Annotated in this window: 25 protein-coding genes; 6 read left to right on the top strand and 19 right to left on the bottom strand. The window is 51.4% G+C overall.

Annotation, left to right across the window (positions count from 1 at the left end):
- Positions 1-203: 203 nt before the first annotated feature.
- The 3 genes from C1714_RS13490 to C1714_RS13480 all read right to left on the bottom strand — a co-directional run bounded on the left by C1714_RS13490 (position 204) and on the right by C1714_RS13480 (position 1,486).
- The gene (locus C1714_RS13490) at positions 204-944 is read right to left on the bottom strand and encodes a phage antirepressor KilAC domain-containing protein (RefSeq protein ID WP_102343749.1); all 741 of its coding nucleotides are present in this window, start codon (positions 942-944) and stop codon (positions 204-206) included.
- 65 nt (positions 945-1,009) lie between these two features.
- On the bottom strand, positions 1,010-1,243 hold the full coding sequence (locus tag C1714_RS14730) for a helix-turn-helix domain-containing protein (RefSeq protein ID WP_102343748.1): 234 nt from the start codon (positions 1,241-1,243) through the stop codon (positions 1,010-1,012).
- A gap of 48 nt (positions 1,244-1,291) precedes the next feature.
- The gene (locus C1714_RS13480) at positions 1,292-1,486 is read right to left on the bottom strand and encodes a helix-turn-helix domain-containing protein (RefSeq protein ID WP_102343747.1); all 195 of its coding nucleotides are present in this window, start codon (positions 1,484-1,486) and stop codon (positions 1,292-1,294) included.
- 154 nt (positions 1,487-1,640) lie between these two features.
- Here C1714_RS13480 and C1714_RS13475 point away from each other — a divergent pair, with 154 nt between their 5' ends.
- From C1714_RS13475 to C1714_RS13465, 3 genes are read left to right on the top strand one after another with little or no spacing between them, the layout of a single operon-like run.
- Complete coding sequence (locus C1714_RS13475) at positions 1,641-1,856, top strand: helix-turn-helix domain-containing protein (protein ID WP_102343746.1); 216 nt, start codon at positions 1,641-1,643, stop codon at positions 1,854-1,856.
- 36 nt (positions 1,857-1,892) lie between these two features.
- On the top strand, positions 1,893-2,168 hold the full coding sequence (locus C1714_RS13470) for a hypothetical protein (protein WP_102343745.1): 276 nt from the start codon (positions 1,893-1,895) through the stop codon (positions 2,166-2,168).
- Positions 2,165-3,304: a tyrosine-type recombinase/integrase gene (locus C1714_RS13465; protein ID WP_102343744.1), complete on the top strand. Its 1,140-nt coding sequence runs from the start codon at positions 2,165-2,167 to the stop codon at positions 3,302-3,304. The genes C1714_RS13470 and C1714_RS13465 overlap by 4 nt, the downstream gene beginning before the upstream one ends.
- A 169-nt stretch (positions 3,305-3,473) precedes the next feature.
- On the opposite strand, the gene C1714_RS13460 is transcribed toward C1714_RS13465, so the two are convergent.
- The 9 genes from C1714_RS13460 to C1714_RS13420 form a co-directional block, all read right to left on the bottom strand.
- Positions 3,474-4,328 carry a biosynthetic peptidoglycan transglycosylase gene (locus tag C1714_RS13460; RefSeq protein WP_102343743.1) on the bottom strand — a complete coding sequence of 285 codons (855 nt, stop codon included), beginning with the start codon at positions 4,326-4,328 and terminating at the stop codon, positions 3,474-3,476.
- 4 nt (positions 4,329-4,332) lie between these two features.
- A complete protein-coding gene (gene cpaB / locus C1714_RS13455; protein WP_102343742.1) occupies positions 4,333-5,061 on the bottom strand; it encodes a Flp pilus assembly protein CpaB in 729 nt (242 codons plus the stop codon).
- Between the two features lie 88 nt (positions 5,062-5,149).
- Positions 5,150-5,431 carry a (Fe-S)-binding protein gene (locus tag C1714_RS13450; RefSeq protein WP_102343741.1) on the bottom strand — a complete coding sequence of 94 codons (282 nt, stop codon included), beginning with the start codon at positions 5,429-5,431 and terminating at the stop codon, positions 5,150-5,152.
- Positions 5,425-5,622, bottom strand: coding sequence for a hypothetical protein (locus tag C1714_RS13445; protein WP_102343740.1), 198 nt, complete (start codon positions 5,620-5,622; stop codon positions 5,425-5,427). The genes C1714_RS13450 and C1714_RS13445 overlap by 7 nt, the downstream gene beginning before the upstream one ends.
- A complete protein-coding gene (locus C1714_RS13440; protein WP_102343739.1) occupies positions 5,622-6,203 on the bottom strand; it encodes an electron transport complex protein RnfA in 582 nt (193 codons plus the stop codon). The genes C1714_RS13445 and C1714_RS13440 overlap by 1 nt, the downstream gene beginning before the upstream one ends.
- Positions 6,200-6,910: an electron transport complex subunit RsxE gene (gene rsxE / locus C1714_RS13435; RefSeq protein WP_245305149.1), complete on the bottom strand. Its 711-nt coding sequence runs from the start codon at positions 6,908-6,910 to the stop codon at positions 6,200-6,202. The genes C1714_RS13440 and rsxE overlap by 4 nt, the downstream gene beginning before the upstream one ends.
- An 11-nt stretch (positions 6,911-6,921) precedes the next feature.
- A complete protein-coding gene (locus C1714_RS13430; RefSeq protein WP_102343738.1) occupies positions 6,922-7,434 on the bottom strand; it encodes an RnfABCDGE type electron transport complex subunit G in 513 nt (170 codons plus the stop codon).
- A 12-nt stretch (positions 7,435-7,446) separates the two neighbouring features.
- The gene (locus tag C1714_RS13425) at positions 7,447-9,585 is read right to left on the bottom strand and encodes an RnfABCDGE type electron transport complex subunit D (protein ID WP_102343737.1); all 2,139 of its coding nucleotides are present in this window, start codon (positions 9,583-9,585) and stop codon (positions 7,447-7,449) included.
- 16 nt (positions 9,586-9,601) lie between these two features.
- A complete protein-coding gene (locus C1714_RS13420; RefSeq protein ID WP_102343736.1) occupies positions 9,602-10,894 on the bottom strand; it encodes an RnfABCDGE type electron transport complex subunit C in 1,293 nt (430 codons plus the stop codon).
- Between the two features lie 234 nt (positions 10,895-11,128).
- Here C1714_RS13420 and C1714_RS13415 point away from each other — a divergent pair, with 234 nt between their 5' ends.
- Entirely contained in the window at positions 11,129-12,286 is a 1,158-nt protein-coding gene (locus C1714_RS13415; protein WP_102343735.1) for an FAD:protein FMN transferase, read from the top strand.
- A gap of 66 nt (positions 12,287-12,352) precedes the next feature.
- Here the strand turns inward: C1714_RS13415 and C1714_RS13410 are convergent, their stop codons facing one another.
- From C1714_RS13410 to C1714_RS13395, 4 genes are read right to left on the bottom strand one after another with little or no spacing between them, the layout of a single operon-like run.
- On the bottom strand, positions 12,353-13,723 hold the full coding sequence (locus C1714_RS13410; RefSeq protein WP_102343734.1) for an MATE family efflux transporter: 1,371 nt from the start codon (positions 13,721-13,723) through the stop codon (positions 12,353-12,355).
- 50 nt (positions 13,724-13,773) lie between these two features.
- Complete coding sequence (locus C1714_RS13405; RefSeq protein ID WP_102343733.1) at positions 13,774-14,022, bottom strand: hypothetical protein; 249 nt, start codon at positions 14,020-14,022, stop codon at positions 13,774-13,776.
- Positions 14,023-14,046: 24 nt separating this feature from the next.
- Positions 14,047-15,333 carry a glucose-6-phosphate isomerase gene (locus tag C1714_RS13400; RefSeq protein ID WP_102343732.1) on the bottom strand — a complete coding sequence of 429 codons (1,287 nt, stop codon included), beginning with the start codon at positions 15,331-15,333 and terminating at the stop codon, positions 14,047-14,049.
- On the bottom strand, positions 15,326-15,697 hold the full coding sequence (locus C1714_RS13395; RefSeq protein WP_102343731.1) for a CvfD/Ygs/GSP13 family RNA-binding post-transcriptional regulator: 372 nt from the start codon (positions 15,695-15,697) through the stop codon (positions 15,326-15,328). The genes C1714_RS13400 and C1714_RS13395 overlap by 8 nt, the downstream gene beginning before the upstream one ends.
- An 85-nt stretch (positions 15,698-15,782) precedes the next feature.
- On the opposite strand from C1714_RS13395, the gene C1714_RS13390 reads away from it, so the two are divergent.
- Positions 15,783-16,238 (top strand): divergent PAP2 family protein, encoded by a 456-nt coding sequence (locus C1714_RS13390; RefSeq protein WP_102343730.1) that lies wholly within the window; start codon positions 15,783-15,785, stop codon positions 16,236-16,238.
- Between the two features lie 14 nt (positions 16,239-16,252).
- Entirely contained in the window at positions 16,253-16,573 is a 321-nt protein-coding gene (locus tag C1714_RS13385; RefSeq protein ID WP_102343729.1) for a NifU family protein, read from the top strand.
- Between the two features lie 718 nt (positions 16,574-17,291).
- On the opposite strand, the gene C1714_RS13375 is transcribed toward C1714_RS13385, so the two are convergent.
- The 3 genes from C1714_RS13375 to C1714_RS13365 all read right to left on the bottom strand — a co-directional run bounded on the left by C1714_RS13375 (position 17,292) and on the right by C1714_RS13365 (position 20,303).
- A complete protein-coding gene (locus C1714_RS13375) occupies positions 17,292-18,485 on the bottom strand; it encodes an RNA-guided endonuclease TnpB family protein (protein WP_210115361.1) in 1,194 nt (397 codons plus the stop codon).
- A 19-nt stretch (positions 18,486-18,504) separates the two neighbouring features.
- Positions 18,505-18,921: an IS200/IS605 family transposase gene (gene tnpA, locus C1714_RS13370; RefSeq protein WP_102343727.1), complete on the bottom strand. Its 417-nt coding sequence runs from the start codon at positions 18,919-18,921 to the stop codon at positions 18,505-18,507.
- Positions 18,922-19,046: 125 nt separating this feature from the next.
- Positions 19,047-20,303: a coiled-coil domain-containing protein gene (locus C1714_RS13365; protein WP_167850083.1), complete on the bottom strand. Its 1,257-nt coding sequence runs from the start codon at positions 20,301-20,303 to the stop codon at positions 19,047-19,049.
- Positions 20,304-20,363 lie beyond the last annotated feature (60 nt).

The raw sequence follows: 20,363 nt of genomic DNA, 5'->3' as shown, positions 1-20,363 counted from the left end.
ATGCCATTGGATGGAAACTCCAATGATGGTGACCAGTTATCCGGATCGTTGAATACTTCTCTTCTTTCCTTTTCCGTCATGCTCAGATCCCGCTGCACACCATCACGGTGAAGAGAAACACCAAGCACGAGAGCCCGAACCCGATCAGCATTGACTGGATGGCGAGATCCTTCCATTCGGGGCCGATCCAGTAGTTAAAAAAGTCATTTACTTGATTCATCATTTTCGATTTCCTCTGTTCCCTTGAATTTGTTAATGAAATAGATCTGGCCTTTGCCGGTAACCTTTGTGGTCTTAGTCGTTACATTCACACCTTCGCCGTTGACGTAGGACCCTTCTTTGACAACGAACAATCCCATTTCCATTGCACGCTGTGTTGGCATGTTCTTCGAAGCTCCGCCTTTGATCAGGTATCCGTTGTCTCTCAGCCATGCGAACAAGCGCTTCTGCCCGATGTCGATCCCGTTCTGTTTCAGGATCTTGGCAAGATCGCCGATCAAGATTGAAGTTTTGGATGCGGATACCGCTTCAGCGAAGATGACTTTCGGCTTCTGCTCTGCGATCTGGTTTGAAAGATTGGCAATGGTCTTGTGTGCATAGTCCAGCGCTCGTGCCATCACTTTTTCAGGACTGTTCCATTCCTTTTCAAGCTGAAGGAAGTATTCTCGGTACTGCCTGCCGATGTCAGTGCGCTGAATCATGCAGATCTGTTTCGCCATTTCGAGAGTTATCTCAGCGTCCTGCTTTGGTTTCCCTGGAAGACCGTCAGACCTATCGGACAAAAATGTCTGATAGTCTTCTCCTTCCACAAATCCGTATTCAGTCATTCGGCCGAACCAGTGGGGATAATCAGTTTGAATCTGGAGTGCGTCGTGTAATTCTCTCGCAGAGACTGTCACACGATCAGAGTTGCTTGAAATTTTGATTGGTGTAATATCGTTCATAAATCTCCTTTTCTGTTAGAATGGAGATGGCATTGATCTGCCATCTGAGCGCTTCCCGTCCAAGGCTAGGCGCTCTTTTTGTTTTGGATCTGTTGTGCAAGTCGGATCTTCGAAGCGTTCCCCAGATCGAAGCCAGCGTAATCATCGAAGAATGTGTCTATGTCTCGTCTTCGATAGATGTACGTTTTTCCGACCCTTAGACCTTTGAGCAATCCGCCAGATCGAAGTTCTCCGATCTTGCGTGCACTGCATCGAAGGATCTGAGCCGCTTCTGATGCTGTCAGGTAATCGTCTGTCATAACCTCCTTCCGTTTGTTCCCTCAAAGGAAACTTTCTGTCTAAAAAAATTAGAACTGAATCAGGTCCATCGGAATGTTGGTTGCTTTCGACAGCTTTTTGAGATCATCTGCTGTCATTCGTACCCTGCCAACCGATAGGCTCTTCATGTGGTCCTGACTGATTCCGGCTTCATCTGCAAGATCGTTAAGAGTCAGGCCCTTGAGTGCTGCGAGTGCCTTAACACTGAACTTCGTTTCGCCCATCTCTGCTCCTTTCAAGTTCCCTTTCGGGTAACTCCGGCTACACTTTATTCCCTATTAGGGAACATGTCAACACTTTTTTTGCTGATTTTACACTTTCGGTGTGATTTTAGATGTATTATCTAGTTACCTAACAGGAAACAAGAGGACAACAGAAATGACAGACAATGAGAAGATCGGGATGTGGTTGTGCGAAAAGAGAAAAGAACACGGGTTCACTCAGCAGCAGGTTGCAGATCAGCTTGGCATGGCCAAGTCGATGGTAAGCCGTTGGGAGAATGGCAAGCGGACAATATATGCTGACCAGTTCCTGCGGTATTGCCAAGTCATCGGTCTTACTCGTGATGAGATGCAAGAGCTCGTCAATCTATAAGGAAATAACGCCACAGAGCGTAAGGAGGATATAAGTATGTTCGGAAAAGACAAGGAATCGAAGGAAGACAAGCAGGCACGCAAGGAGCAGGAGCTGATGGAGAAGTACGGGCTTGGTGATGTCTCCCCAGAGTATGCGGATGCTGTCAAAAAAATCGCCGCAGAGCTCGCCGGAACCGGAATGATGGAGACAGGTATGAAGCTGTCGATGGGAGCGAAGCCGGAAGATGCTCTTCCTGTCTACTATCTGAGAGCGATCATGGAGCAGAACTTCATCATCATTCGAGAACTTGATGCGCTGCTGAAAAAATGAAGAAGGAACGATACATCCGTGAGATCCGCAAAGGATCGAGCCGCTACCTCCAAGTGCAGATCAAGTACAAGGATGGTGAAGCGGTCAAGTATTGGACGAAGCTGATCAACCTGGCTGACTACACAACGCCATCGGAAGCATTGAAAGCAGCGATCGTTGTGCGAGACAAGGCTGTTGCGGATCTGCGGATCGGGAGACTGGTAAAGCATACACCAACAGTCGCAGAGCTGTTCGAGAGAACGAAGACCCTGTTCAATATCACCATTCCGACTTGGAAGCGCCATCGGCTTGCGTATGAACACTCGATCAAGCCGTATGGTAACAAGGAAATATCTGCGGTCAAAGCTGCCGACATCCAACAGTCTTTGAATGAGAGTATAAACAAGTACAGCGCTGACGCCACAGAACGTGTGATTGCCGTCTGGCGACAAATCTACAAGGCCGCTGTGATGGATGGTGTCATGGTTCCAGATCTGACTGCCGTTGTGCAGATGCCACGTGACAAGCACCCCGCTGCGAAGAAGAAGCCTGTGCTGATCTCTGCGGAAGACTTTCAAAAGTACATCAACTTCCTTCTGTTATCTGACAAGTATGTGCAGGATGAGGCAGGCAAGTTCAGACGTAAGCGCATCTATTACATTCTGATGATCCTCTATCATACCGGAATGCGCCCAGCAGAAGCGATGGCCTTGGAATGGAGTGACATTGATCTCGATCAGCACACGATCAGCGTTACAAAGGCTGTTGGATCGACAGCGACAGCCCGCCGACAGATCGTCACCACGAAGACAGCTGCATCGGTGCGGATGGTTCCGATCAGCGATGCACTGGACCCGATCTTGCGTCAAATGATGGTGGATCTTCCAAAGAAGCATCCGCTCTATGACTACGATGGCTTACCATTCGAGATCGACTTCCTGTCGAATTATGTCAGACGCACAGCCAAGAAGTGCGGTATTGACTTCCATCTCTACATGCTGCGGCACACGATGGTGCACAGTCTTCGTGAAGCTGACGTATCACCCAGAGTACAGCAGGACATTCTCGGTCATACGTCGTACAACATGACCATCAGCTATGACAGATCCACAGAAGACGAGAAGCGTCATGCTGTTGACATCCGGAAGATGTCGTAAAGTTACATCAAAGTTACATCTTTTGGATGCAATAATCTGCATGTGAACGCCATTGAAACGCATTTATCAATGCCAGCAGAATGCCAGATAATGCGATAACGAAGCCTTAAACAGCAACAAACGTCATCGAACGTCAATCGAACGATGAAGCATTTAGCCGCCCTGTAAGTCAAAAAAGAAAACCGCATAATAATGTGGTTTTCTTTTGTTTTATGAATAATGATAAATCAAAATTTGTATCCAACGTCAGGCCGTCTGTTGGCTCCAATGTTTCCGCAGAAGTATCACTCTGCTTCACCGACAGCGGACGCATGTCTTCCTCCATCACCCCCTGGCGCTCATCATCGGTGATATAGCTTTCCTGCCGCATACGGTTCAGCACTTTATGCATCCGCCGCAGCGCCGCATCATAGCCCGTCGAAAGCTGATAGTATCCCGGCGCATTGGGAATTCCCGCAAGCATCGCCGCCTGCCCCAGCGTCAGATCATCCGGTTCCACGCCATAATAGCCTTCACTTGCCTCCCGGATCCCCCAATAGCCATCGCCGTAATAGTTCATATTCACATAGAGAGCGAACAGCGTCTGCTTCGAATACGTCGCCTCCAGCCGGTACATGATATAAACTTCTGCAATTTTCTCTGTCACCCCGCGCGGAGCCGACTGAAAATACAGATTTTTCGCAATCTGCTGCGAAATCGTACTTCCGCCCTCCACAAAGGAACGTGCCATCATATTGTTGAATACGGCCCGGATCAACGCCGGCCAGTCAAAGCCGTAGCGCTTAAAATACCGCTGATCCTCCACCGAAACGACGGCTTCAACAAACTTCGGATCCAGATCCTCATAGTCCGTCCACGTAGACATGGAAAAATACGGTTCCACCGCCGCACTGATCGGCGTCTCTTCCATCACGCTGGAAGCCAGCTTCCGACCACGATCAACCATCACCAGCGCAAAAACACAAAAAACAGCCAATACCGCAATCACAATGTAACGCAGATAACGCAATATCTTTTTCAGCACGGACTTATTCTACATCCAATGCCTCATACCATTCCACCAATGGCGAATCCGCAGCCTTGACTGCCTCCTGCCCACTCCCATAGCTTTCCGACGAAGCAAACAGCCGCAGCTCACCAGCCTTTTCAATCTGTGTCAGCATCGCGACATCCCTTGACTTAACCGCCAGCAGCACCACATAGGGCAGACCGCTGCTGTTAGGATCCGCAATGGAAAGACCCTGCGCATCCTTCACACTCAAAATGCGCACATGTTCAAGTAGCGCACCGCTCACCATGGTCCCGTCCCTTCCTGTCACCGTACCAAACACATCCACATACATTCCCGCAGCCGGACTTCCGCCCGCCCTGGTCAGATCTACCGCCAGCGAATAGGCAGACTGCCCCTCCCGCAGCAGTGTTGCCGGATAATCCGGAAGCTCACTTTCCTCAAAGAGCATCGTCCTGTAGAATGGCGATCCGGCCGGTATCATCCCCGCAATCTCCGTATAGCGGCCGATGATTTCCTCCTTCTGTGTACATGCATATTCCATCAGGTAGGCCTGCGGCACCTGCATCTCCAGAAGATCCGCCTCCTCAATTTTGGTGCGGGGTGGAATATCCCGCGCCGCCACAAAGGTAGTCACAAGTTCCATCTTCTTTTCCGCCAGCATTCCAACCGCCTGATGCAGCGTCAGAAGAAGAGCCAGCGACAAAGCAACGACACCAAACACCTTTCTTACAATATCCATCTTCATAAACACAATGCCTCCACGATTCCATAGACAGAAAAAGGCCGGATTCCGAAGAACCCGACCCTGTTTCCTTTTTCAGATCACCGGCAGATTACGCCTGCTTCGGATGATCCTTGAGCCACTGCTTGATTTCAGCCTTCTTTTCAGGCTTCGAAGGCTTGCACTTTTCGATGTCGCCCGTACCGTCTGCAAGCGCAGCCGCCATACCGGCGCAGCCCGGATAGCCGCAGCCGCCGCAGTTATATCCCGGCAGCATCGCGAGAAGATCCTGTTCCCGCGTATCTACTTCCACATGGAACTTTACGGACGCAAAGCCAAGGATCAGGCCGCACACACCGCCAAGTACCAGCATCATCAATGCCGCTTTCAGCATACTGTTTCTCCTTTGTTTTCCTTCTTCGCATCGGACTGACGCACAGCGCAATCCGCAATACCGCACCCCTTGCAGTCAGGCTTCAGATTCTCACAGCCCTCCGGCACCGGCGTACGATGATTCTTCACTGTCAGAAACCCTGCCAGACCAGCCAGCACAGCTCCGATCAATAAAGCATAAAGTCCGCTCATTACGCAATGCCTGCGAAAGCCGAGAACGCTACCGCCAGAATCGCCGCCACAACGAAGGCAATCGGATTGCCCTTGAATGCACGCGGAATATCATTGCCGGCCAGACGTTCACGGATGGTCGCGAACAGAACCAGCACAAGCATGAATCCCAGCGGAACCGCAATCGAATTCACCATCGTCTGAATCAGATTGTATTCCTGCGAAATGTTATCGAGAGCCACATACAGAACCGCGCAGTTCGTCGTAATCAGCGGCAGATAAATGCCGAGCGACTTATACAGCGACGGGCTCTGCTTCTTGATGAACATCTCAACAAACTGAACGAACGACGCAATCAGAAGAATGAAGCAGATCAACTTCATATACGTAATGTCCAGCGGTACCAGGACATAGTAGTACAGAAGCCACGAAAGTACCGAAGCACCGAAGATAACGAAGATAACGGCAAGTCCCATGCCGATGGCAGAGGACAGCTTCGTCGAAACTCCCATGAACGGGCACATACCGATGAAGCGCGCCAGAATGATGTTGTTTACCAGAACACCGCTGATGAACAGCGTAAACAGAGATGCTGCTGTCATGCCTTAGCCCCCTTGGCAGCCGCTGCCTTCTTGGCTGCCTCAATCTTGGCAGCCTTCGCAGCTGCTTCTTCCTTGTCCGCATCCTTGTTCTTGATGGTAGCGACAACTGCCGCCAAAACTGCGAACGTCAGGAACGCGCCGGTCTGACTCGTAAATACCGGAATCGTGTAGGCATCCGGAATCAGACGAAGCGAGAAGATCGTTGCCTGCGTAAACGGATTGCTCATGGAAAGAACACCAGTACCCAGAATCTGACGGATGATGCTCATCGCCAGCAGCGAGCACGTATACGCAAGACCCATCATGAAGCCGTCACGCGCACTTTCCGCAACATTGTGGTTGCACGCATACGCTTCCGCACGGCCCAGAATAATGCAGTTTACAACAATCAGATCAACGAAGGCACCCAGCGTCGAGAACAGCGTCGGCATATATGCCTGCATCAGCAGCTCAACGATGGTAACCAGGGTCGCAATGATCACGATGTAAACCGGAATATGAATCTCGTCCGGCGTAATCTTTGCAATCAGAGAAATCACAACATTGGAAAGCACCAGAATCACAATAACGGCCATGCCCATACCGATCGCATTGTCCAGCGCCGTCGTAATGCCCAGCGTCGAGCAGATGCCCAGGTACAGCCCGAAGACCGGATTGTTCACAATGAGCTCTTTGCCAAAGCTCATCTTCTTCTTAGATTCGCTCATATCCGTCCTCCTCAATTCAGCTGCGCAAACACAGCTTCAGCCGCCGCAACACCCTTGCGGATGGCTGTCGTCGTCAGCGTCGCACCCGAGAGAAGCGGCGCATCTTCCGTAGCCGTAATCTGCGAAATCTGCGAAACGTAATCATCCTCAAAGGCACGTGCACCGATGCCCGGCGACTCACTCTGCTCAACAGCAGTAAATCCGCCGCACGTACCATCGTTATTGAACGCAATCATGAACGTGAAACCGTTGGAGTTGTAGCCCATGCCGGAAACCTTGAACACATAGCCCTTGCCTTCCGCCTGGAACACACTCTGCACAAGTCCCGTATCATCCTTGAAGTTGGTCACTTCCGTGAACTCAGCACCCGGATAGATCTTATCCAGATTTTCCTTCTCAGCCGCCAGCGAACGCTCCGCAATTACCGGCGCCGTCAGACTGTTGACAACCGCAAGCAGTAATCCGCAGATCGCACACAGAACGCCAAGAAGAACGACCTTATATCCTGTCGAATCCTTTTTCATCGTTCAGCCTCCTCACTCAGCCGCAGCCTTCAGAGCCGCCTGCGCCATCGCCTTCACAGCCGTCGACGTATAGGTAGCACCGGACGTACCATCGATGCTCGAATCAAGCGTCGCACCGACGAATTCATCCAGACCGCCATCTGCGAAGTAGTTATCACCGATACCATCGCCGTTGTCACCGCCGGCAAGATCCGTAAAGCTTGTGATCGCACCGTTTTCAACGGCGATTGTCGCCGTCAGCTCACCATTGAAACCCTTGGCTGTTACAGCATAGGTTCCATCGCCGTTGGCAGTTGCCGTTGCCTTGGCCGAGGAAAGATCCTCACTGCCAAGCGTCGCAGCACCTGTATCACCGCCGGCCGCAGCCTTGAGAGCTGCCTGCGCCATTGCCTTCACTGCCGTTGACGTATAGGTAGCACCGGACGTACCATCGATGCTCGAATCAAGCGTCGCCCCGACGAATCCATCCAGACCGCCATCCGCGAAGTAGTTATCACCGATACCATCGCCATCGTCTCCGCCGGCAAGATCCGTAAAGCTTGTGATCGCACCGTTTTCAACGCCGATCGTAGCCGTCAGCTCACCATTGAAGCCCTTGGCCGTCACAGCATAGGTACCGTCACCGTTATCCGTTGCCACTGCATTGGCGGAAGAGAGATCCTCCGTTCCAAGCGTCGCAGCAGAAGCAGAGGATGAAGCTGCAGCCCCGCTCATATCTTCGCCGCTGGCAGCACGAAGAGCCGCCTGCGCCATACCATTGACAGCCTTCGACGTGAACGTTGCACCGGAAATCGAATCCACTTCCGAATCCAGCGTCACACCCTGATATTTATCCAGATAGCCGTCCGTGAAGAAATCGTCACCAATGCCATCACCGTTGTCACTGCCGGAAAGATCCGTATAGCTGGTGATCGCACCGTTTTCAACGCCGATCGTCGCCGTCAGCTCACCGCCGAACCCCTTGGCCGAAACAGAGTACGTACCATCCCCGTTGTCGGTAGCCGTCGGATTTGCGGAAGAATAATCCGCATCGCCCAGCACCTCGGAAGCCGATGATGAAGAAGCAGAGGACGAAGAACCGGCAGAAGCTGCCGCCGGCTCCTTATGCGAGCAGGTGAAGCCGATCGCAAACATCAGTGCCAGCAGAACAACCAGCGTGCACCATACCTTCTTTGCAAACTTCTTCGCATCGCGAATCTGGTTGCCGTCGAACATCTTGTCAATTGCCGGCGTCAGCGCATTCATAAGAAGAATCGAGAACAGCACTCCATCCGCAAGATTGGAACGCAGACGGAACAGAAGTGTCAGACTTGCAGCACCGGCTGCAAACACAACACGTCCCGGCAGCGTAACCGGCGAAGTGACCGGATCCGTCAACATGAATACGGCTCCAAACAGAACACCACCCGTCAGAACCTGGATCAGACCCAGCGAAGCCGAAGCACCACGCGTCAGGCCGATAAGCGTACCTTCCACAAAAATCGTCGCAACATAGACAACACTCGTCTGCCAGTCAATGTCCTTGCGCATCACAAGGAACACGAAGCACAGAATCAGAAGAATTGCACAGGTGCTTCCGATCGTCGAGGGATAGTTGCCCGTAAACAGCGCACCGATCGTCGGCAGCGACCCAAGATCCTCGGCCGTCATCAGCCAGCCGTAGGAGTTTGCCGTCACCGTCGGCGTGGCGCTTGTAACGAAGTCAGCACTCTGTGTCGAGGCGAAGTTCGTCATCAGCAGCGCCTCACCAAAGGCTGCCGGATTGAAGATATTCTGACCGAAGCCGCCGAACACCATCTTACCGAAGATGATGGCAATCGCCGTGCAGACGATCATCGCATAATAGCTTGTCTTGACCGGAGAGATCAGCACCAGAATCAGTGCTGTCACCCAGGAATAGTTGCTCAGGATTGATGCCTTGACATCCTGCTTCATCGCCTTGAACCACAGCGCGTCAACGACAAGAGCCGTAACAACCGCTGCACAGGTCAGGCCGATGACCCGCAGACCATAGGCAGAACCATAAGCGTTGAAATACCATACCGCCGCAAACACCGTGACTGCCAGCAGACACAGAGTCAGATCCCGCATGATGGAAGAAGTGCTCTGGGACGACCGGTAGTTCGGCGAGGCCTTAAAACTCAGCTTCATCTCTGTTTCCTCCCTCTCACTTCTTGGTTACCAGAGCCATATAGCGCTTCGCTCTGACAACACCTTCCGTCACGCCGATCTTCGACGGGCAGATATAGCTGCAAAGACCGCACTGGATGCAGCTGTTGACATCGAGCTTCTTCAGATCCTCGATGTTCTTGGTCTTTTCGGCAAAGTTGATCCGAACCGGCTCCAGACCGGCCGGGCAGACTTCCGTGCACTTGCCGCACCGCAGGCACTTCACTTCCTGCAGCGGCTTGTTCTCAAGAACCGTGAGACCGTTATTGGAAAGACCGATCACGAACTGATCATTCGGAACCGTGGAACCCATCATCGGGCCGCCGGCAATGATCAGGCAATCATCCTTCGTATAGCCTCCGCATGCCTTGACAGCTTCCACCGCCGGCGTACCGATCGTGATCAGCACATTGTGCGGATCCTTCACCGCATCGCCGGAAACCGTAACCATCTTTTTGGTGATCGGAGCACCGTTGACCAGCGCATTGCCAAGCGCAATGGCCGTCGACACGTTATTCAGAGCACATCCAGCCTCTGCCGGCAGACGGTCATACCGCTTGCCCGTCAGCTGATACACCAGCGTACGCTCCCATCCCATCGGATACAGATCTTCCATCGGCGCAACTTCAACCGTCGTACCTTCGAACAGCTTCTTCAGAGCTTCGACATCCTTCGTCCAGTGTGCCTTGATCGCAACCTTGGTCTTTGGATTGCCGGCCAGCTTCTGCAGCGCCAGCACACCGACCTTGAGCAGATCCAGATGCGCACGCGTATTGGCAAGGTCTGCCGTCAGATACGGCTCGCATTCAACATCATTAATAATAAGGAGATCAATCCCATCGACCTTCGTATATTTGTTGAATGTCGGGAACCCGGCGCCACCAAGACCGGCCATACCAGCCTCCTTGACAAAGTTCAGCAGCTCCTCACGCGTCGCTTTCTCCCAGTCAAACGGAGCAAAGGCACGTACCGTCTCCTGCTTGTGATCATTCTTGATGTGCAGATGATCCACCGGCTTCAGTCCGGAAGACATGCGTTTCTCAACGCCGACAACCGTTCCGGAAACAGGTGAGAACACCGGTACATACCAGAATGCACTGGTCGGCTCGCCAATCTTCTGGCCAGCTTTGACCGTATCCCCCGCAGCTACCAGCGGCTTGCACTCAGCACGGCCGTTGACCAGCGGAACATAAAGGTCATCTGGTTCAGGCAGTGTCAGGACTTCCTTGTCGCAGGTCAGGTCCTTATGCCCGTTCAGATGCTCATGCATCGGTCCGGTTAAAAATGACATACTATCCAACCCCTTCCTTCTAAACGCAATGATTATATCATCAAACTGTATTCTTTCCCGTTTTTTCACAAATGAGAACACCAGTTTCCGGAAGAAAAATTCAACGCATTCAAAAGACGGCATTCGCGATCTTTTCTGTGCCATAAAATATGGCAGAAAAGGTATCCTGTTTCCATCCCGTACCCCCTCTTTGGCAGTAGACGAACAGGCCGCCATTGTTATAATAGGGAAGCTATGAAAACAAAAACATTGATTTCGGCCGCTCTTGCGGCTGTACTGTTGACCGGATGCGCAGGCGCCTCCACCCAGTCCACGGCTTCTGCCGCCACCGCATCTGCACAGACGCAGTCATCCTACGCGAACTCGTGTCTTGACTGTGGCTTCGACACGGTCTTCTCACTGCGCGTTTACGACGTCAGCCAGGATGAATTCAACACTTCCTATCAGGAGGCGGCGGATCTCTTCACTTACTACAACAATCTCTTCGACATTTACAACAACTACGACGGGCTCAACAACCTGAAGACGATCAACGATAATGCCGGTATTGCGCCGGTCAAGGTCGATCCGGTCGTCATCGAGCTGCTGCAGAAGGCAAAGGAGTTCTATGACCTCAGCGGGGGCGAATTCGACATTACCCAGGGTGCCCTTCTCAGCGTCTGGCACAAGTACCGGGAAGAAGGCATGACAGCCAACGAAAACGGCAGCTATGGCAAGGTACCTCCCGAAAGCGAGCTGCAGGAAGCCGCCACCCACCATGGCTGGGATGCCGTTGAAATCGACGAAGAAAACAGCACCGTATACATTACGGATCCGGATGTTTCTCTCGACGTCGGCGGCATTGCCAAGGGCTTTGCGACCGAAAAGATCGCCGCAAAGCTTGCCGAAGACGGCACGAAGACAGCTGCCGTCAACGCCGGCGGAAATGTGCGTACGCTCGGCATCAAGTCCGATGGAACACCATGGCGCATCGGCATCCAGAATCCTTCGGGAAGCGGAAGCCTCTTCGTCATTGATTCGAACACGGAAGGCTCCTTTGTCACATCAGGCGACTATGAACGTGCCTATACGGCAGACGACGGTGTAACCTATTCCCACATCATTGATCCCAAAACCCTGTTTCCGGCAACGTATTATCATTCCGTTTCCATCATTACCAGGGATTCGGGAACGGCGGACTGCCTCAGTACGACCCTGTTTACCATGGATTATGACGAAGGTGTTCAGCTGATCAATGACTATAAGGCTGCCCATCCCGATGAAACGCTTGAAGTTGTCTGGATCATGGACAAGGACAAGGCGCCCGATGACGCCGAATATAAAAAGGATGTAGGCAGCTATACTGTTGTCTACACCGCAGGCCTTGATGGGGCCATCAACTGGATTGAATGATCAACGATTGAACAATTATCTCTGACCGGACCGGTATGAAACCGGTCCGGTTTTCTTTATGTATCTTCAGGCCGGCCACTCTTTGCCATCCGCCGGCATCTTATGGAAGTAAGCAACGATGAACGGGACGCAGATCAGTGCCGAAATCATCTCCGACCATGCGCTTGCATGTTCCAGACCGCCCAGGCCGAAGAACGTGTTGCAGATCCAGATCGCCGGCATCAGTACAAGACCCGAGCGCAGCGCCGCAAGAAAGCTGGCCGCCTTCCCCTGACCCGTACTCTGAAACAGCATGTTTCCATACATCGTCGTCGGCATCAGGCAGAGAACCGCCGACTGGGCATGCAGCGTCGGAATGCCGATCGCAAGAACATCCGGATCGTCGCGGAACATGCCGATCAGTGATCCGGCATTGAAATAACCGATCACGCCAAGCACAGCCATGATCATCGTCCCCATGATCATCGTAAAGCGGAACGCATCTCTGACACGGGTATACTTCCTGGCACCAAAGTTGAACGCCGACACCGGCTGCAGACCCTGGCCGATGCCGATCGCAATGCAGAAGAGGAACTGAACGATGCGGTTCGAGATCGAGATGGCCGCAATCGCCGCATCACCATAGAGACCTGCCGTCTGATTCAGCACCATCATCGAAATGGAGTTCAGGCCCTGGCGGACAAGAGAGGGAGCCCCACACGAGAAGATGTTCGAAAAAACAACTGGACGCTTCGAAATATCCTTGACGGCAAAGGCACTCTGCGTCTTTCCCCGCAGAAACGGCAGCGCAAGAATGAACATCGAAATGTACTGCGTCACTGCCGTCGAAATACCAGCTCCCCAGATGCCCATATGGAACACGCGGATCAGCAGCGCATCGCCGAAGATGTTCAGAATGCCGCCGGCAGTGAGGCCGAACATTGCAAAGACTGCCTTTCCTTCATAGCGAAGAATGTTGTTCATTACACAACTTGATGTCATCGCCGGACCGGCAAGCAAAATCCACAGTGCATACTGCCGCGCATACGGAAGAATCGTATCCGTACTGCCGAGCAGGCGCATCAAAGGATCCATGAACACCAGGCCCACAACCATCACCAGCGCACCCGCCAGAATCGAATAATAGAAGCTTGTCGAAGCATATTCCCGCGCTTCCCGGATGTTGCGTGAGCCAAGATGACGCGAAATGTTACTGCCGGCCCCATGGCCGAACATGAAGCCGAACGCCTGCAGAATCGACATCAGACCGGCAACGACACCGGTCGCCGCGGATTGCGACGTGCCCAGGCCGCTGACAAAATATGTATCGGCCAGATTATAGATGGACGTCACCAGCATCGAAATGATCGTCGGAATGCTCAGACCGATAATCAGGCGGGATACCTTCGTCTCCGTCATCTTCCGATACTGTGCTTCCGCCTGTGCATTCTCCACCATAAAAAAAGACCCCTTTTCAGGAGTCCATTGTAACGCACAGCTTCAGAAAATCAGAGCGGCTTCCGTTCCCTGTCGATCGTCACTTCTTCGCCGCAGGTCGGGCACTTGAACGACGTCGTCTTGCCATCATCCAGTACATAGAACATGCTGCCGCACTTCGGGCAGGTCAGCTTGAAGGCAAACATGCCAACCGCATAATCCATGCGCGTATCATCAACCAGTTCTACGCGGCCATCATCCGTATTGCCCAGGACTACATAGCGCGTCCCGTCGATGGTGATCTTATCAAAATCCTTCATCTTTCTTCTCCAAGTCTTCTCTTCTTACTTCTCGTAGCCCGGCTTGCCAAGCAGATGGAACATGTTGCGCTTATAGATTTCAACACCCGGCTGATTGAACGGGTTGATGTCCAGCATGTAGCAGGTCATTGCACATGCCAGGAAGAAGAAATAGCACATATAGCCGAACGTATATTCCTTCATGTCATCCAGCGTAATCATCAGGTTCGGAACATGGCCGTCCTCTACATGAGCCTGCAGCGTACCTTCCTGCGCCATCTTGTTGACCCAGTCCAGATCCTTTCCGGACAGATAGTTCATCTGATCGAAGTTTGCAGGATCATCCGGAATCGTCAGATTCTCCGTCGGATGATTGACCTTGATGCCTGTTTCAAACAGCAGCTTGTTGCCCTGCTGAATGAACTGTCCCATCGAATGCAGATCGGTTGAGAACGTTACGGAATCCGGCAGAATGCCCTTGCCGTCCTTGCCTTCCGACTCGCCGAACAGCTGCTTCCACCACTCGCCGACAAGACGCATCTGCGGCTCATAGGTCACAAACATTTCAACGTTATAGCCCTGATTCTGAAGAATGCGGCGTGTTACGCCATACCGGTAGGCCGGATTCTTCTTCAGATCATCGGTGTCCAGATCCTTGTAGGCTGCTGCAAAGCCTTCCATCACCTTGTTGATGTCAATGCCGGCCAGCGCCATCGGTACCAGACCGACTGCCGAAAGAACCGAATAACGGCCGCCGATATCATCCGGAACTACGAATTCTTCATAGCCCTCCTGATCGGCCAGTGCTTTCAGTGTCCCCTTGGCCCGGTCCGTCGTCACAACGATCCGCCACTTGCACTCTTCCTTGCCGTACTTCTTCTCCATGAACTCCCGGAGCATACGGAAGGCAAGCGCCGTCTCCGTCGTCGTACCGGATTTCGATACAACGTCCAGCACGACCGACTTGTTCTCGATATGCTTCAGAATCTGGGACATATAGGTGCTCGAGAATGTGTTGCCCGTAAACAACACTTCCGGTCCCTCTTCCGGATACAGGCCGCGGATCATATCGATCGCAGCGGCAGCACCAAGATAGGAACCGCCGATGCCGCAGACAATCAGCGTATCATACTTGCCCTTCAGCTTTGCCGCGAGCTGCTGAATTCTGTCGAACTCTTCCTTGTTGTAATCCCTGGGAAGGTCAACCCAGCCAAGAAAATCATTTCCCGCACCGGTCTTCTCATGGATCATGTGGTGGATGCGCGTCACATCCGACTGATAGGAGAGGATATCCTCTTTCAGGAACCCGTGTTCTGCATCAAAGCTAATCATTTGTTTTTTCCTCCTGTTCCGCTTCTTCAACCCATCCCTCCAGATGGGAGGCAATGGTCGTAAATCCCAGTTTCATCGGCGGCAATACTGCCTTGCGGTACTGCGGCCGCCTTCTTCCGCGCGGACGGCCCGGATGAAGCGCCTTCAAGGACAGCCGCGCCTGATGGGTACGCGGATCAAAGTCGATGATCTTTACCTGAACCGTATCACCGACATTCACATAGCGCGAAATGTCGCGCACATAGCCATCGGAAATTTCCGAGATATGAATCAGTCCGCTGGTATGCGGATCCAGAGCAACAAAGGCACCATACGGCTGAATCCCTGTCACTTTTCCTTCCACAATCTGACCGACCTGATACATATTCGCTTACGACCGCTTCCGAGGCTCATTTTATCACGGCTTTACAAGCCTATGCTAAAATGCTTGGAAGAATATGGAGGGATCTATGAGTCGTGAACTGTTTCCATTCTGGTCAGCAATTCTGGCTGCAGCGCTCGCCCAGCTGCTGAAGCCGATCACATATTATGCGGTACATAAAGAATGGTCCTGGAGCCATTGCAAAGACTCCGGAGGCATGCCCTCATCGCACACTGCCATGGTCACCGCTCTGGCCGTTTCCGTCGGCCTGCAGGAAGGCTTCTCTTCCCTTCTGTTCGCAGTCACCTTCACCTTCTCCTGCATCGTCATCTATGACGCGGCGAATGTGAGGTATTACAGTGGACAAAACGCGAGAGTTACGCAACAATTAGTCAAAGATGTTCAGAAGCTCAGCAACAACCAGCTGATCAACCCCATCTACAACATCAAGCTGAAGGATGTGCTCGGTCATCGCTGGGTTGAAGTATTCTGCGGAATGATCCTCGGCGCAGCAATCGCCCTGATCTTCCATTTCTGCATCTAGAAAAGAGGCATTCCATGAGTGAAGAAGTAAAGAACGAAGAAAAGAACGAGACGGAAGCAGCTGTATCCCCTGACCTTCTGGAGCGGATTGAAAAGACCATTAACAAGATTCGTCCGTATATTCAGGCCGATGGCGGCGACGTTCAGCTGGTCGACTACAAGGACGGCGTCGTAACCGTACGCATGCTCGGGGCGTGTGCCGGCTGTATCGCCATTGATACAACCCTGACCCAGGGCGTTCAGGCAATCCTGATGGATGAAATTCCGGAAGTCAAGGAAGTCAAGATGGAAGAGCCCGACCTCAACGCTACGCCGGACAGCTATTCCTGGTATTGAGATATTGAACTGTTCCCCTGCCGAGTGCAGGGGTTTTCTTTTCCTGCCTTATGAAAACTGCGGATTTCTCCGCAGCCTGCCAAAGATAAATAAGGATGATTGCAAAAGCGAAGCCGATATCTTAATACCGGGCATGAAAATCCAGCAGACCCATCATCGTAAACACAACAAGCGAGCAGGCAAGAATACCGGTTCCGATTCCCATAGATTTTCCTCCTGCCTATATATAAGCAGACAAGTATAAAATTCCCGTTCAGAAATCATTAACTTTCTCTAAAGTTTTCTTCAGACAAGATGCAATATCTGCAATGATTTCTGAACCGCAGAAAAAACCGCCCGCCGGCGGTTTTTTCATCCTGTATGAAGTGAACTACTCGGCTACAAGTAACCGAGCTTCAAAGTGGCACAAGCCACTTTTCTTTTTTCCTGTGTTTCCAGACTGTTAGGAATGTTTACGTATCTCACAGTTACCCATGAGGCGCGATGCATTCTGCTGTAGGTATTCTGCATGGTCTTGTGTTCTCCATGCAGTGATTTCAGGCTATCCCCGCTGTCCCAGCGGTTGTTATTACTCATATTTTCAGCATGTGCAGTAGATNTCACAGTTACCCATGAGGCGCGATGCATTCTGCTGTAGGTATTCTGCATGGTCTTGTGTTCTCCATGCAGTGATTTCAGGCTATCCCCGCTGTCCCAGCGGTTGTTATTACTCATATTTTCAGCATGTGCAGTAGATCCGCACCGCTTCATCTCTAATATTCAGTGCTGCATTTTCATCACGGTCATGAGGATGTCCGCAGTTAGGGCATGTCCACTCACGTACAGATAAATCTTTTGTGAGTTTGTGCAATGTCCCGCATTCATGGCACATCTGGCTGCTTGGAAAAAGCTTTCCAACTTTGATGATGCGTTTTCCAGCCCTCTGTGCTTTATAAGCAAGCATGCGGGTAAACATCTCCCAGCCTTTATCCCCAACAGATTTGCCGAAGTTCAGCGACTGTGACATTGCCTTCATATTCAGATCCTCTACTCCAACAATGTCGTAGGTATCCACCAACTGTCTTGACAGCTTATGCAATGCATCGCTGCGCTGATGCTTGGCTTTCGCACACAGCTTTGCGACTTTTACCCGCTGCTTATGATAGTTGGAAGATCCTTTCTTCATATGAGACAGTTTTCTCTGCTCTTTGGCAATTCTGTCCTGCATATCATGATATGGTTTGCCATAATCGATATGCTTACCGTTGGAATCGACATAAAAGTTGTGCATGGACATATCCAGCCCGATTGCATTGTCTGGATCAATGTCATGGTGTATCTCTTCATGCGGCACTTCGTACAGGAGCGAAAAATAGTATTTGCCATCAGGCTCATGCGTGACGGTAACAGACTTCAGTATACCGTCTGCTGGCACCGCACGATGTGCTCTGACTTTAATCTCTCCGCCAATCTTGGGAAGGGTGAGAAAGCCGGCTTTTCTTTTGCCCATCCGAAAACGCAGATTGGTTGCGTCTTTGGAGGCAATATTTGTTGTGTATGAATCGTAATGATCCGCTTTTCTTTTGAACTTTGGATAGGCAGATTTGCCATTGAAGAAGTTGTCGAATGCTCTATTAAGATGTAGATGCACGTTTGCAAGCGCAAGGGAATCGGCCTCCTTCAGCCATGGGCAGCACGACAGACGTTTATACCATGCAGGCGTCAGATTTAATGACTCACCTGTCTGCTTATAGCATGCAGATCGATCATATAGCATGCGATTATACAGCCATCTGCAGGCGCCAAGCGTCTGGTTCAACGAATCCTTTTGAGCGGATGTCGGCATGCCGCAAAAACGCAGTGCAATGCGATCAACATTTGCAGAGGCACACTGCCCAGGTTTTCTTTTCTTTGCATTTGTGCCATTCGACATACCTGCCGCTCCTTTCCAGTTAGCGTTGAACGTTCTGCTGATGGGCAATATAGCGTTTTACGTTTTCTTCGCTTGTAGATCCTATCGTTTCAATGAAATAAGATCCGTTCCACAGCTGGCCTCTCCATAATTGGTTTCTGAGCTCAGGATACAATTTGAACAGGCGCAGACCTGATGTCCCCTTCAGGTGCTTGACAATAAATGTAATTGACAGCTTTGGAGGAGCGGTCACAAAGCAATGCACATGATCTGCTTCACCAACCTCACACTGGTCGAGTGAGAAGCCATTCTCCACAGCCACGTCGTGTAAGATCTGCTGCAATGACTTCTCAATATCAGGCGTCAGTACCTTACGCCGGTATTTGACACACCAGACAATGTGATAGTGGATGTTGTATACACAGGTACGCGCATGTATATACTTGTCGTCGTTCATACATATAGTATATCGTAAAAGCTCATAAATATCAATGTATCTGGTTATTATTTGACATTACATATAGTATTAAAAATGCCCGATTCATCTCCCATACAAGTAAGGGAGAATTCTCGGGCTAATTCTTAAAGATAGATGTAGCCGATGCAGCCATCATAGGTTTTCGAAATCCAGCCCTCATGATAGCGGCCAAGATAATTGCCTTCCTTGACGTAGATCATATCGCCGTCTACCGCTGTCACAAAAGCGACGTGATGAGAATTGACGTAGATCGAATTGACGGCAGGCTCACTGCCGGTCGAATAGCCAAGTGCCTGTGCTGCCGCAAGCCAGTTGCCCGCATTGCCGGGGAACCATGGCAGTGAAATGCCAAGCGTCTCATAAACCAGCTGCCAGCAACCCCAGGTGCAGTTCGCCCAGCCGCCATAATACGGATTTTTTCCTCCCGTCGTATCCGGCGTCGAGTAGCCGGCGATCGGCTTGACAGTGCTGCTGGTACTTGAACTGTTCGTACTGCCGGAATCCGGGGAAGCTGTTGCCTGAGCTGCCGTCTGAGAAGCAGCCGCCTTCTCAAGAAGCGCATTGAGATCGTCGTTGGTCGCATTCATCTGCGTCATGTACGTATCCTTGATCAACTGCGTCTGATACTGTGCCGCAAGCAGTGAAGCCTGCTGGCTGTCAAGGGCTTCCATACCGGTGGAAAGATTGTCCTGCGTCTCCTTCAACTGATCCATCTGCGTCTGCAGAGATTCCTGCATCGTATTCAGATCGCTGACCGCCGTATCCAGCTCCTCCAGCGTCGTGTCATCATGTTCCGAAATGTCCGCAAGACCATTGAGGATCCGCACAAGATCCGTCAGCGACCTCGTCCCGGTCAGCACATCAAAGTAGGAATTGAGGCGCATCGTCTCCTGCTGCTGTTCCATGCGGGTCGCAACCTTCTGTTTCAGCTCATCGATTTCCGTCTGTTTCTGATCGATCTGAACCTGAGCCGCATCAATCTGTGATTGCAGGTCTTCCGCCTGCGTATTGAGACTTGAAATCTGGCTCTGCAGATCGCTGATCATATCGTTCAGCGACGAAATCTGGGTACTGTAGTCCGACAGCTGCGTCGCATAGGACTCTACATTTTTTTCAATGTCCGCCTTCTTTGCGTTGGCCGCATCAATCTGTGCCTTCAGCGAACTGTTATTGGAAGCAACATAACTGATATAGGCAGAACAGGAGGCCTGCTGCTCGGAAGTCAGATTCTCGGTCTGCGTACACAGCTTGTTCCAGTAATCGGTATCCGTATAATCCGGGTCCTCCGCATGCACCGGTGTAAGTGCCAGTGCCATGGACGAAACAGCTGCGCAGATCACAATTGTCGATTTTTTCAGCATGGTAAACATTATAACGGACAAATTATGTGAATTTGTCAAATGAGTTTTCTTTCTTCACAA

The sequence above is a fragment of the Galactobacillus timonensis genome, from assembly GCF_900240265.1.
Taxonomy (GTDB): Bacteria; Bacillota_I; Bacilli_A; order Erysipelotrichales; family Erysipelotrichaceae; genus Bulleidia; species Bulleidia timonensis.
The sequence above is the reverse complement of the archived record's forward strand: the minus strand, read 5'-3'. Positions and strand labels throughout refer to the sequence as shown.